Origin of the sequence: Neisseria sicca (genome assembly GCF_017753665.1) — a bacterium.
Lineage (GTDB): Bacteria > Pseudomonadota > Gammaproteobacteria > Burkholderiales > Neisseriaceae > Neisseria > Neisseria flava.
In genome coordinates, this window is record NZ_CP072524.1 from 1,769,721 (window position 1) to 1,783,451 (window position 13,731).

The following is a 13,731-nucleotide window of genomic DNA, read 5'->3' on the forward strand; positions in this document are numbered from 1 at the left end:
TATCGAAATCAATAAATACTGATAGGGAGATGTCAGAAATGACAACATACGCAGCACCTGAATTTCATAAAGAGGCTTTTAATTGCCCGCATTGCGGGGCATATGCGTATATGCAATGGATTGGTATATATCAAGATCGCAGATACGATCTAACAGCGATTCCATATAAGTGTGCACTTTGCCCACATTGTAAACAAATCAGTCTTTGGAAATCTTTTGAAGACTCTTTCTTGGGTGAAATGCTCTACCCTGATTTCGGATCTACCCCACTTCCTGCCGAAGATATGCCCGAAGATGTCAAAAAAGATTACGAGGAAGCTGCCCGAATTTTCATCAAATCCCCTCGAGGGGCAGCAGCATTACTGCGTTTAGGCTTGCAAAAATTATGTATTCATTTGGGAGAAGAAGGAAAAAACATCAATACCGACATCAGGTCGCTGGTTGAAAAAGGCGTATTCTCAGGACAGGTTGTCAAAGTTGCCGATACTTTGCGTATTACCGGAAATAATGCCGTACATCCCGGTCAAATTTCAGATGAAGATTTTGATAGGGCTGCCGGGAAAATGTTCGACCTAATCAATTTCATTGTGAAGAAAGCGATTACCGAACCGAAAGAACTGGACGAGCTCTACCAACTAATGCCCGAAAAAGCAAGAAACGCCGCAGAAGAGAAAGATAAAAGAAACTTGCAAAATCAGGAACAAAATCCTTCCGCCCCACCTACTCAAAAGTAACGGCAGGTAGTTTGAGACCTTTGCAAAATTCCCCAAAATCCCCTAAATTCCCACCAAGACATTTAGGGGATTTCTCATGAGCACCTTCTTCCGGCAAACCGCACAAGCCATGATTGCCAAACACATCGACCGCTTCCCACTATTGAAGTTGGATCAAGTGATTGATTGGCAGCCGGTCGAACAGTACCTGAATCGTCAAAGAACCCGTTACCTCCGAGACCACCGCGGCCGTCCCGCCTATTCCCTGTTGTCCATGTTCAAAGCCGTCCTGCTCGGACAATGGCACAGCCTCTCCGATCCCGAACTCGAACACAGCCTCATCATCCGCATCGATTTCAACCTGTTTTGCCGCTTTGACGAACTGAGCATCCCCGATTACAGCACCTTATGCCGCTACCGCAACTGGCTGGCGCAAGACGACACCCTGTCCGAATTGCTGGAACTGATTAACTGCCAACTGACCGAAAAAAACCTAAAAGTAGAGAAAGCATCCGCCGCCGTCATTGACGCCACCATTATTCAAACTGCCGGCAGCAAACAGCGTCAGGCTATAGAAGTCGATGAAGAAGGACAAGTCAGCGGCCAAACCACACCGAGTAAGGACAAAGATGCCCGTTGGACAAAGAAAAACGGCCTCTACAGACTCGGTTACAAACAACATACCCGTACCGATGAGGAAGGCTATATCGAGAAACTGCACATCACCCCCGCCAATACCCATGAGTGTAACCACCTGTTGCCTTTGCTGGAAGGAATAGCCAAAGACACAACCGTCTATGCCGACAAAGGCTACGACAGTGCGGAAAACCGGCAACATCTGAAAGACCATCGGTTGCTGGACGGCATTATGCGCAAAGCCCACCGCAACCGTCCGCTGACGGAAGTGCAAACCAAACGTAACCGATATTTGTCGAAGACCCGTTATGTGGTCGAACAAAGCTTCGGTACGCTGCACCGTAAATTCCGCTACGCCCGGGCAGCCTATTTTGGGCTGATTAAAGTGAGTGCGCAAAGCCATCTGAAGGCGATGTGTTTGAACCTGTTGAAAGCGGCTAACAGGCTAAGTGTGCCTGTTGCCGCCTAAAAGGCGGCCCGGATGCCTGATTATCAGGTATCCGGGGAGGATTAAGGGGGTATTTGGGTAAAATCAGGAGCAATTAGTGGCAGAAACAGCCGAAAACCTGTGTTTGGGTTTCGGCTGTCGGGGAAAGGGCTTTTTTGCAAAGGTCTCAGTTTTTTCATTTCAATTTTCAAAAATATTAGAGGTCGTCTGAAAGTTTCAGACGACCTTTTTTATGAGGATTCCAAACGTATTAAACTGTCTGAGTCGAGAATCAGACTTACACAGATCGGATGGCAAGGTTAATGTAAAAATAGAGCAGGCGGGAATCAAAGTAGCTTTAAAGAAACCGTTTTACCCGATAAGTTTCTATGCAGACAAGTCTGGATTCCCGCCTGCGCGGGAATGACGGTATATTTTTTGAATTAATATATAGTGGATTAAATTTAAATCAGGACAAGGCGACGAAGCCGCAGACAGTACAGATAGTACGGCAAGGCGAGGTAACGCCGTACTGGTTTAAAGTTAATCCACTATAAAAGGTCGTCTGAAAACCGATTGTCAGGCTTTCAGACGACCTTTGCCTTCTTTTTACGCCTTATTTTTTAAACATATTTTTAATAATGCCCATCACGCTGCGGGAAATGGCGTTGGTCACTTGGCGGTTGATTTGGCTGCCGATGGCGTCGGCGACATTGTAGCCCAAGCCCTGTCCTGACTTTTTACGTCCGCCGCTCAAGCCGCCGAGCAGTCCGCCGAGTATGCCGGGATCGGCATTGGCAGCTTCTTTTTCAGCGGCTTTCTGCGCTTTTTCCTGCTCTTTTGCCGCCGCTGCCGCCTCTTTCTCCGCCGCAGCCTGACTGTCGGCTTCGGCTAAGGCTTCAAAGGCGGAATAGTTGTCCACCATGTCTTTATAGGTCGGATACAAATCATCGTTTTGGAACAAGCGGTTGCGCTCTTCTGCGGCAAGCGGGGTCAAGGACGATTGCGGCGGCAGGACAAGCGCGCGTTCTACCGGCTCGGGCATACCTTTTTCGTCAAGGAAGGAAACGAGTGCTTCGCCGACGCCCAGTTCGGCAATCGCTTCGGCAACTTTTATATTCGGATTGCTGCGGAACGTTTCGGCAGCGGCCTTAACCGCTTTTTGGTCGCGCGGCGTGAAGGCGCGCAGGGCGTGTTGCACGCGGTTACCGAGCTGTCCGAGGATGGTGTCGGGTAAATCGAGCGGGTTTTGGGTCACGAAATACACGCCCACGCCTTTGGAACGGATCAGGCGCACGACTTGTTCGACCTGCTCCACCAGCGCATTGGCGGCGTTGTCGAACATCAAATGCGCTTCGTCGAAGAACATCACGAATTTCGGTTTGTCCAAATCGCCGACTTCGGGCAGGGTTTCAAACAACTCCGCCAACATCCACAGCAAAAACGCGCTGTACATGCGCGGCGAACGCATCAGTTTTTCCGAATTGAGGATATTGATGACGCCTTTGCCGTTGTCGGTCTGCATCCAATCTTGCAGGTTGAGCGACGGCTCGCCGAAGAATTTTTCCGCACCTTCGTTCTCCAGCGTCAAAAGCTGCCGCTGAATCGCGCCGATACTGGCGGCGGAGACATTGCCGTATTGCGTACGGTATTCCGAAGCGTGGTCGGAAACGTGTTTCAGCATACTGCGCAAGTCTTTCAAATCCAGAATGTGCCAGCCTTTGTCGTCGGCGACTTTGAACACAAGGTTCAACAAGCCTTCCTGCGTATCGTTCAAATTCATCAAACGCGCCAGCAGCAGCGGGCCCATTTCCGAAACGGTTACGCGTACCGGAATGCCGGTTTCGCCGTAAACATCCCAAAAGCGCACGGGGAAACTTTGCAGCCATTGCTCGCCCAAGCCAAACTCGGCAATGCGTTCGCCCACCTTGCCGCTGGCGGCACCCGCTTGCGCGATGCCCGACAAATCGCCTTTGACGTCAACCAAAAATACGGGAACGCCCTCGCTGCTGAAGGCTTCCGCCATACGGCGCAGGGTCACGGTTTTGCCCGTACCGGTCGCACCGGCGATCAAGCCGTGGCGGTTCGCCATTTTGCCTTGGATTTCAAGTGTCTTATCGCCCGCGCGCGCGATGGGGAATGTCGTCATGAAGGTTTCCTTTGATTGGATGGTTTGAAAAATAAGGCTATTTTCTTATGTTTCCACACACAGGGCAACAGATAGGCAGAAGGTCGTCTGAAAAGTTTTCAGACGACCTTTTACTATAAATAATTCAAACAAAAAGCGCGAACCTTTCGATTCGTGCTTTTTCAGACGACCTCAATTATTTCTTGTCGTCTTTTACTTCTTCAAAGTCGGCATCTACCACGTCATCGTCTTTCTTGGCGGAAGACGGTTCGGCTTGTGCGCTTTCGCCTGCTTGGGCTTCAGCTTGTGCTTGCGCGTAAACCATTTCACCCAGTTTTTGGCTGGCTGCGCCCAGTGCTTCGGCTTTGGCATCGATGGCGGCTTTGTCGTCGCCTTTCACGGCTTCTTCGGCTTCTTTCAGCGCGGCTTCGATTTTTTCTTTCTCAGCTGCGTCGAGTTTGTCGCCGTAGTCCGCCAAAGATTTTTTCACGGAGTGAATCAGGGCCTCGGCTTGGTTGCGGGAAGCGACCAATTCAGTCAGTTTTTTATCTTCCTCGGCATTGGCTTCGGCATCTTTCACCATGCGTTCGATTTCTTCTTCGCTCAAGCCTGAAGAACCTTGGATGGTGATGTTGGCTGCTTTGCCTGTGCCTTTGTCTTTGGCGGAAACGTGCAGGATGCCGTTGGCGTCAATGTCGAAGGTTACTTCGATTTGCGGCATGCCGCGCGGTGCGGGCGCGATGTCGGTCAAATTGAACTGCCCCAAAGATTTGTTGGCGGAAGCGCGTTCGCGCTCACCTTGCAGTACATGGATGGTTACTGCGCTTTGGTTGTCTTCGGCGGTAGAGAACACTTGCGACGCTTTGGTCGGGATAGTTGTGTTCTTCTGAATCAGCTTGGTCATCACGCCGCCCATGGTTTCGATACCCAAAGACAGAGGGGTTACGTCCAGCAGCAATACGTCGCTGCGGCCGCCGCTTAACACTTCGCCTTGAATCGCTGCGCCTACGGCAACGGCCTCGTCAGGGTTCACGTCTTTGCGCGGTTCTTTGCCGAAGAAGTCTCTAACGGCTTCTTGTACTTTCGGCATACGGGACTGACCGCCGACCAAAATTACGTCGTCAATGTCGCTGGTGCTCAAGCCGGCATCTTTCAATGCAATTTTGCAAGGTTCGATAGAGCGGGCAATCAAGTCTTCAACCAGGCTTTCGAATTTGGCGCGGGTAATTTTCATTGCCAAGTGTTTCGGGCCGGTTGCGTCCATGGTGATGTACGGCAGGTTGATTTCGGTTTGCTGGCCGCTGGACAATTCGATTTTGGCTTTTTCGGCAGCTTCTTTCAGGCGTTGCAATGCCATCACGTCTTGTTTCAAATCAATGCCTTGTTCTTTTTTGAACTCGGCGATGATGTAGTCGATAAGGCGTTGGTCGAAGTCTTCGCCGCCCAAGAAGGTGTCGCCGTTGGTTGCCAATACTTCGAATTGCTTGTCGCCGTCGAGGTTGGCGATTTCGATGATGGAAATATCGAAGGTACCGCCGCCCAAGTCATATACGGCTACTTTGCGGTCTTTGTTGTCGCCTTTGTCCATACCGAATGCCAAAGCGGCTGCAGTCGGTTCGTTGATAATGCGTTTTACGTCCAAACCGGCGATGCGGCCTGCGTCTTTGGTGGCTTGACGTTGGCTGTCGTTGAAGTAGGCCGGAACGGTAATCACGGCTTCGGTTACTTTTTCGCCCAAGTAAGATTCGGCGGCTTCTTTCATTTTACGCAGGACTTCTGCGGAAACTTGCGGCGGGGACAGCTCTTTGCCTTGCGCTTTCACCCATGCGTCGCCGTTGTTGGCTTTGATGATTTCGAAAGGCATGGATTCGATGTCGCGTTGGACTTCTTTGTCTTCAAATTTATGACCGATCAAACGTTTTACAGCGTAGATGGTGTTTTTAGCGTTGGTTACGGCTTGGCGTTTGGCGGGTGCGCCGACGAGGACTTCGCCGCCGTCCAGATAAGCGATGACAGACGGCGTAGTGCGTGCGCCTTCTGCGTTTTCAATAACTTTGGTTTGACCGTTTTCAGAGATGGATACACAAGAGTTGGTTGTACCTAAGTCGATACCGATTACTTTTGCCATATTGATGTTGCTCCTAAAAAGATTTTTCTAAGTTAATAATCGTGTGGAACATTTTGTTCCGTTGACCTGTAAATAGGGTTGCCCGATATTTTTTCAAGGGCTTTGTTGAAATTTTTTAAATATAAAACTCAACGGATTAAACCATTTATCCACAGGTAGGTATTTTGTTTTTCAGACGACCTTATCTTTGTTTTCCGATTGGGCATCATCGGAATGATTTTCCAAAAGCGGGATTGAAGGCTGAGGAACTGGGAAGGGTCGTCTGAAAATTTTATGCTTGATAAACTTTATCAAGCGGTGCCTTCAGGATTCTTGTTTCGCCACGACTACCATCGCGGGACGCAATACGCGGTCGGACAGGGTGTAGCCTTTTTTCATGACGCTGACGATGGTGTTCGGCTCTTGCTCGCTGACGACCGTCTGCATCGCCTGATGCTGGTGCGGGTCGAGTTTGTCGCCGGGCTGCGGGTTGATTTCCTTGATGTGCGTGGCGTCAAACGCTTTTTGCAATTCGTTCAGCGTCATCTGCACACCCATTTTCAGCGCGTCGAAATTGCCGCTTTGGTCGAGCAGTGCCATTTCGAGATAGTCTTTGACCGGCAGCATTTCGGCGGCGAATTTTTGTCCGGCAAACTTATGCGTATCGGCAATTTCCTGCTGATGGCGGCGGCGCAGGTTTTGCTCGTTCGCCAGACCGCGCAGCTCGCTGTCTTTCAGCTGTCCTTCCAACTCGGCGATACGCGCCTGCAATTCTTCGTAAGTCGGCGGTTCGGCAGCTTCGGGTTGTTCGGTATTGGGGGTTTGGGCAGCTTCTGCGTTTGCCGCCTCTTCGGTTTCGTGTTGATATTGTTCGTGATGTTCGCTCATTTCGTGCATCCTTTGGAATGGTTTGAATCGAATGCTACTTTATATAAGGTCGTCTGAAAAAACTTCAAGCACACGGAAACCATCATAAGCATATTCCTCAATGCGCTATCGCAAATCGTTGATAAAAGGTAAGATACGCCGATACCATCCTGTTTTCAGACGACCTCCGATATGAAAAAAGACCACCTGAACACAACCGATTTCAATCTCTGGCACACCATCCGCGAAGAAACCGCAGCCGCAGCCGCAGCCGAACCGATGTTGGCGAGCTTTTTGCACCAAACCGTGTTGCGCCACGATTCGCTCGATTCCGTCCTCGCCTACCACCTCTCCAGCAAACTTGGCAGCCCGATTATGGACGTGCGCGCCTTGTTTGAAATTTACCAGCAGGCATTGGGCAGCGACGCGCGCATCGGCAACTGCGTCGAGGCAGACTTGAAAGCCATTTACGAACGCGACCCCGCGTGCGACGAATATTCGCTGCCGCTTTTGTATTTCAAAGGTTTTCACGCCATTCAGGCGCACCGCATCAACCACTGGCTCTATCAAAACGGCCGCAAAACGCTGGCGTATTTCCTGCAAAACCGTATGTCGGAAGTGTTCGGCGTCGATATTCATCCCGCCGCCCGTTTCGGTCACGGTCTGATGCTCGACCACGCCACTGGTTTTGTAGCGGGCGAGACCGCCGTGTTGGGCAACAATATTTCCATCCTTCACGGCGTAACGCTTGGCGGCTCGGGCAAGGAATGCGGAGACCGCCACCCAAAAATCGGCGACGGCGTGATGATCGGCGCGAATGCTTCGATATTGGGCAACATCCGCATCGGCGACAACTCAAAAATCGGCGCGGGCAGCGTGGTCGTTGCAGACGTACCGTCTTCGATTACCGTCGTCGGCGTACCTGCCAAACCGGTGGGACGTTCGGTCAAAACCCCGGCGGCGGATATGGACCAAAGCTTACAGGGCGTGGCAATGGATTTTGTGATTTGAATTGAATTGCCCGATTAAGACCGCAGATACGAAAAGGTCGTCTGAAAACCTGATGGATAAGGTTTTCAGACGACTTTTTTCTATACGGACGACACGCTTATTTTGCTTATTTTTTTGATACGACACCCGCTATTAACCGCCATTCCTCATAGGATTGAATCTAATTTTGAATTGAAGATTTCCGATGAATTCCCGCCTGAGCGGGAATGATGCACCAATAAATATGTTGTCTCTAAAAATCAGCTTGGCAGCCAGAGTCGGTATTGGATGCATAGTGGATTAAATTTAAATCAGGACAAGGCGACGAAGCCGCAGACAGTACAGATAGTACGGCAAGGCGAGGCAACGCCGTACTGGTTTAAAGTTAATCCACTATATAAGTCAGCGTTATTGCCCCGATACTGCATTCCGTTCGTTGCTGCGCAGGCGTTCCAAATGGTTTTTGACTTCCTGTACTTTTGCTTCGGTAAACAGGTTGGCGATATTTTTCCAAATGCTGTGATAACCGTAGGGACCGTGCTGCATTTCGGCTTTTGCCTCTTCAATCTGCCAGCCTTGGTAAAGGATGCGGTACATTCCGGCAATCAGCCCCGTCCTGTCGGCACCGTGGTAGCAATGGATGAGGACTGCGCCGTTTTGTTGCTGCTTTTCAATCAGGTACAGGATTTCGGCGATGTCTTTAGGTTTGACATTCCACGACAACAGTGGGCGGTTGATGATGTTGATGCCGTATTGCTTGAGATAGTCGTCGTCATTGCGGTCGAAAAAGCGCAGATTGACGACGCTTTTGATACCCTGCTGCGAAATAGTTTCGCCGTCCTCGGGAACAGGCTGTTCGCTGCGGTAGAGTTTGTCATCGATACGGTAAAGGTTGGCATCTTGCTTGACAGATACTGCCCAAAGTCGGGTATTCATGGTTCGTGTTTCTTGAGTGGACGAGGCTTGGCAGGCGGCAAGCAGGAAGGCTGAGAAGATAATCGGTATGGTTCGTTTCATCATAGGGATAGATTAAAAAGGTAAAAAGGTTGTCTGAAAAGGAATCTGTTTTCAGACGACGTGTTTGATGTTTAAGAAAACCGCGCTTTTATTCCCATACGTTCGCCCGCTCGACTTCTTTCCATGCTTCGAGAATCAGGCTGCCGTCGTTGTCTTTCAACAGCGTCGCGTCGGAAAGCATACGCCGCCAGGTGCGGGCGTTTTTCAGGCCGTGCATCAGCCCGAGGCTGTGGCGGACGATGTGGCGCAAGATTGTGTCGCGTCCGGCTTGGATTTGGGCTTGACTGTATGTGTAGAGGCGCTGCACCAAATCGGCGTATTCAATCGGGCTGCGGGTATCGCCGTAAAACAGCCTGTCCCATTCGTGCATGACCATCGGGTTGTGATACGCCTCGCGTCCGACCATTACGCCGTCAACGTGTTGCAGGTGTCCGGCGATTGCTTCGTTGGTGGTGATGCCGCCGTTGATGATGATTTCCAGATCGGGAAACTCTTTTTTCAAGCGGTAAACGTAATCGTATTTCAACGGCGGAACGTCGCGGTTTTCTTTGGGTGAAAGGCCGTCCAGCCATGCGTTGCGGGCGTGGACGATGAAGGTTTTGCAAGCGGTTTTGTCGCGCAGCGTGCCGACGAAATCGGCGACGGTTTGGTATTCGGTCTGCCTGTCGACGCCGATGCGGTGTTTGACGGTAACGGGGATGCCGACCGCGTCCTGCATGGCGTTGAGGCAGTCGGCAACCAGCATGACTTCGTTCATCAGACACGCGCCGAACGAGCCTTTCTGTACGCGCGGGCTGGGGCAGCCGCAGTTGAGGTTGACCTCGTTGTAGCCGTATTCTTCTGCGGCTTTGGCCGCTTTCGCCAAATCGGACGGGTCGCTGCCGCCCAGTTGCAGGGCGACGGGCTGCTCGCCTTCGTTGAACATCAAAAAGCGGTCTTTGTCGCCATAAACGATGGCACCGGAATTGACCATTTCGCTGTAAAGCCATGTGTTGCGGGTAATCTGGCGGGCGAGGTAGCGGTAGTGGCGGTCCGTCCAGTCGAGCATGGGGGCAACGGAAAGGCGGCGGGGCGGGAGGTTGGTTTGAGACATTATGTAGTGTGTAAACAGTGTTTCAGACGACCTTTGTTCTTGAAGGTCGTCTGACAAGGAAACGGATTAAACGGATGGCGGGACGGCGGAAAACCGATGCGTCAGATTGGCTTTATAGCAAAGCTTAAGGTTGCTTTTGCTTTTCTACGACGATTTTTTCAAATGTGCGGATTAAGCTTGAGGCGATAACCTCCTCGCTAAACTCCGCCAAACAATCTTGACGCAGTTTTTCATGATCGAAGCGTTCGCGATTTTCATACATTTCAATCAATGCATCGGTAAGTGCGGGGATATTTTCGGTCGGCACCAAAATACCGTTCTCGGGCGTAACGATGGATTGCGGACCGCCGCACATGGTGGCGATGACGGGCAAGCCCTGAGACAACGCTTCAATAAACACGACCCCGAAGGTTTCCGTGCGGCTGGCAAGGACGAAAGCGTCGCTTTGGCGCATCAAATCCAATACTTCGTCCGTGGTTAGCGCGCCGAGGAAGCTGACGGCATGCGTAATGCCCAACTCTTGTGCCAAACGTCGCAAATTGGCGGCTTCCACGCCGTCCCCGCCGATTTTCAATTTGAGGAAAGGATATTTTTCCAATGCCTTCGCAAAGGCCGGCAGCAGGAGGTCATGCCCTTTCAGATGGCGCAGATGCGAAACGGTACAGAAGGTGTAGTCTTGGTTTCCTTTATCGGGAAACGTGAAATCCCTTGCGAAATTGTCGCCCAGTACGTTGGGCAGGTATTCCCATTCCAAACCGTATTTTTCCTTCAGCAGACGGCTGAAGTCGCGGCTGACGGCAAAACGCGCGGCACTATGTTCGGCAGCGAGGCGCATGATCGGCCATTGGTGAGGCCGTATGAGGTTGCGGGTAATGGTGCTGCTGTGTTCGGTAATGACGTAGGGAATACCGTAAGTCTTATAGATTTCGTAGGCAAGGATACCCGCGTAGTTCATGGAATGTGCATGAACAATATCGGGGCGGCCGTTTTCACGCACATATCGCGCAAATGCCTTCATACCCGCGCGCACCCAGCGGATGCGGTCCAAATCGACGACAGGGAAACGGGGGAAAAAATACATACTGTCGTAAGCGTAGGTATTCAATCCGCCCTGATTGTGTTTCCGAATGCCGTACGGACCGGTAAAAATGGATTTGGTATGGACGCGCAGATAGCGGAACATCGGCGCAATCACCCCGACTTTCAAACCTTTTCGCTGCAAGGCTTGTGCTTGAAGACGGAAAAAGATTCCGTCCACATCGGTTTCAGTTTTGGGATACCAAGAAGGAATAACGGCAACGTGCATGAAAAAACTTTCGTAATAATCAATCTGAGGTCGTCTGAAAAAACATTCGCCGTTTTCAGACGACCTTTTTAATAACCGGGTAAAACCTACTCCCCCGCCACGGTCATGCTCTCAATCAGCACCGAACCGATTTTGTTGGAAGAGCGGCGCAGCGCGTCGTTGGCAGTGCCGACGATTCCGAGGTACATATCCTGCAAGCGGCCGGCGATGGTGATTTCTTGGACGGGGTGGCTGATGATGCCGTTTTCCACCCAAAAACCTGCCGCGCCACGCGAGTAGTCGCCCGTGATGGTGTTCACGCCCTGCCCCATCAGTTCGGTAACCAACAATCCCGTGCCCATTTCTTTCAGCAAGTCGGACTGCGTTTCGTGCGTATGGTTCAAATAAAGGTTGTGCGCGCCGCCAGCGTTGCCCGTGGTCTGCATACCGAGCTTTCTCGCGCTGTAACTGCTGAGGAAATAGCCTTCGACAATGCCGTCGCGGATGACGAAACGCGGCTGTGTGGCGACGCCTTCGGAGTCGAAATAGGTGCTGCCGAAGGCGCGGGGGATGTGCGGCTCTTCGCGCAGGCTGAGGAAATCGGGCAGGACTTTTCTGCCTATGCTGTCAATCAGGAAGCTGCTTTGGCGGTAGAGCGCGCCGCCGCTGAGTGCGCCGACGAGGTGTCCGATAAGGCCGCCTGCGACGGTGGTATCAAAGAGGACGGGATAGCTGCCTGTCGGGATGCTGCGGCTGTTCAGACGACGTAAGGTACGCTCGGCAGCGGTTTTACCGATTTGCTCGGGACTGTCCATGTCTTGATGGCGGCAGGCTGCGTCGTACCAGTAGTCTCGCTGCATGCCGTTTTCGTCGGCGGCGACGATGCTGCACGAAATGCTGTGGCGCGTGCCTTGTTGGTGGGAGGTGAAGCCGTGGGTGTTGCCGTAAACGTATTGGTAATGTCCGGTCTGAACGCCTGCGCCTTCGGAATTTTCGATGCGCTCATCCGCGCTCAGGGCGGCTTGTTCGCATTGTTTTGCCAACTCGATGGCGGCTTCCGTGCTTAAATCCCATTCGTGGTAACGGTCGAGGTCGCCGACGTGTTGCGCCATAAGCGAAGCATCTGCCAGACCTGCGCAATCGTCTTCGGCGGTATAGCGGGCGATGTCGATGGCGGCTTTGACGGTGTCTTGCAGGGCTTTTTCGGAGAAGTCGGCGGTGCTGGCACGACCTTTGCGTTTGCCGACGTACACGGTAATATCCAGCGATTTGTCTTGCTGGAACTCGATTTGTTCGATTTCGCCCAGCCGTACGCTGACGCTTTGTCCGATGGATTCGCTAAAGTCGGCTTCGGCAGCAGCCGCGCCCATGTTTTTTGCCAAATCCAAGGCGTGCCCGCATAAGCCGGTCAGCTCGGAGGCGGTGTGGTTGAACAGCATAAAAGGTTTCCTGACAGAGGTTTGCGGCATTTTAACCGTTTTCAGACGACCTCGGCAAAAATACCGCCGCCGGAAACAAAAGGTCGTCTGAAAACGCCGTTTCGACAGGGCATTGACGTGGAACCTGCCCGAACGTGCTAAAATACCCGAAACAAAATTAAAGGTTTATCAAAATGTTTGAAAACGAAGACGAATGGGTCAGCAAAACCCAAATGAAAAAGCAAATGAACGATTTGCAGGCTTTGGGCATGGAGTTGACCAAACTCTCGACCGATACGCTGAAAAAAATCGGCTTGGACGAAGACTTGTACGAAGCCGTCGTTACCTACAAAAAAATCACGTCCAACGGCGCGCTCAAACGCCAAAGCCAATTCATCGGCAGGCTCATGCGAGACACCGACCCCGCGCCCATCGAAGCCTTCCTCGCCAAACTGCGCGGCGAAAATACCGCCCACAACGCCTTCTTACAACGCGTCGAACAAGCCCGCACGCGCCTCTTGGCGGACGACAACGCAATCACCCAATTCATGGCGGACTTCCCCCATGCCGACGCAGGCAAATTGCGCACCTTAATCCGCAACACGAAAAAAGAGCAGGAACAAAACAAACCGCCGAAAAACTTCCGCGCCCTCTTCCAAGAAATCAAATCCGTCATGGAAGGCGGTCAGAGCGATTCGGAAGAAACGCAGGATTGGGCAGAATAAATATCGGGGTCGTCTGAAAACGGGGTTGGGGGTTCAGACGACCTGTTTTCATACTTCCGGATAAACTTTATCATCAGCCCATAAAAGTCGTCTGAAACCGCCGTTGCCGTCATTCCCGCGCAGGCGGGAATCCGGGTCTCTGCATTGCGGAAATATCTCAAAGCTGCTGCAACTTCAAATTTCCGAATTCCCAGCCGTACGGAAATAACGACGGTAGGTTAACCATCAATACCTGACGGAAAAACAATATCTGCCCTGCTTATTTTAATTTACAGAAAAAGGTCGTCTGAAAACGGACTTAGCGGGTTTTGCTAACGTTTTCAGA

The 13,731-nt window shown here is 51.6% G+C and carries 11 protein-coding genes; 4 read left to right on the forward strand and 7 right to left on the reverse strand.

Translation table 11 applies throughout. From position 1 onward, the window contains the following. Positions 1-38 precede the first annotated feature (38 nt). Together J7445_RS08295 and J7445_RS08300 are read left to right on the forward strand one after the other, a co-directional pair. Positions 39-734, forward strand: a complete 696-nt coding sequence (locus tag J7445_RS08295; RefSeq protein WP_244969471.1) for a DUF4145 domain-containing protein — start codon at positions 39-41, stop codon at positions 732-734. Positions 735-810: 76 nt separating this feature from the next. Then, positions 811-1,818: an IS5 family transposase gene (locus J7445_RS08300; RefSeq protein ID WP_209282970.1), complete on the forward strand. Its 1,008-nt coding sequence runs from the start codon at positions 811-813 to the stop codon at positions 1,816-1,818. A 574-nt stretch (positions 1,819-2,392) separates the two neighbouring features. Here the strand turns inward: J7445_RS08300 and J7445_RS08305 are convergent. The 3 genes from J7445_RS08305 to grpE form a co-directional block, all read right to left on the reverse strand. Next, complete coding sequence (locus tag J7445_RS08305) at positions 2,393-3,925, reverse strand: helicase HerA-like domain-containing protein (protein ID WP_003765126.1); 1,533 nt, start codon at positions 3,923-3,925, stop codon at positions 2,393-2,395. A gap of 175 nt (positions 3,926-4,100) precedes the next feature. Further along, the gene (dnaK, locus tag J7445_RS08310) at positions 4,101-6,032 is read right to left on the reverse strand and encodes a molecular chaperone DnaK (protein ID WP_209282971.1); all 1,932 of its coding nucleotides are present in this window, start codon (positions 6,030-6,032) and stop codon (positions 4,101-4,103) included. A 303-nt stretch (positions 6,033-6,335) separates the two neighbouring features. Next, entirely contained in the window at positions 6,336-6,899 is a 564-nt protein-coding gene (gene grpE / locus J7445_RS08315) for a nucleotide exchange factor GrpE (protein WP_425326066.1), read from the reverse strand. Between the two features lie 171 nt (positions 6,900-7,070). Between grpE and cysE the strand changes: the two genes are divergently transcribed. Beyond that, positions 7,071-7,889, forward strand: a complete 819-nt coding sequence (gene cysE / locus J7445_RS08320) for a serine O-acetyltransferase (protein WP_003744668.1) — start codon at positions 7,071-7,073, stop codon at positions 7,887-7,889. A 387-nt stretch (positions 7,890-8,276) separates the two neighbouring features. Here cysE and J7445_RS08330 read toward each other — a convergent pair whose 3' ends face one another. The 4 genes from J7445_RS08330 to pmbA form a co-directional block, all read right to left on the reverse strand. Then, complete coding sequence (locus J7445_RS08330; protein WP_197067789.1) at positions 8,277-8,888, reverse strand: phosphatase domain-containing putative toxin; 612 nt, start codon at positions 8,886-8,888, stop codon at positions 8,277-8,279. An 85-nt stretch (positions 8,889-8,973) separates the two neighbouring features. After that, positions 8,974-9,978 (reverse strand): tRNA dihydrouridine(20/20a) synthase DusA, encoded by a 1,005-nt coding sequence (gene dusA / locus J7445_RS08335; RefSeq protein WP_209282973.1) that lies wholly within the window; start codon positions 9,976-9,978, stop codon positions 8,974-8,976. 124 nt (positions 9,979-10,102) lie between these two features. Next, positions 10,103-11,284 carry a glycosyltransferase gene (locus J7445_RS08340; protein ID WP_070654893.1) on the reverse strand — a complete coding sequence of 394 codons (1,182 nt, stop codon included), beginning with the start codon at positions 11,282-11,284 and terminating at the stop codon, positions 10,103-10,105. An 86-nt stretch (positions 11,285-11,370) separates the two neighbouring features. Continuing rightward, entirely contained in the window at positions 11,371-12,702 is a 1,332-nt protein-coding gene (gene pmbA / locus J7445_RS08345; protein WP_209282974.1) for a metalloprotease PmbA, read from the reverse strand. A 173-nt stretch (positions 12,703-12,875) separates the two neighbouring features. Here pmbA and yjgA point away from each other — a divergent pair, with 173 nt between their 5' ends. Further along, entirely contained in the window at positions 12,876-13,406 is a 531-nt protein-coding gene (gene yjgA, locus J7445_RS08350; protein ID WP_003765742.1) for a ribosome biogenesis factor YjgA, read from the forward strand. The last annotated feature ends 325 nt before the right edge of the window (positions 13,407-13,731 follow it).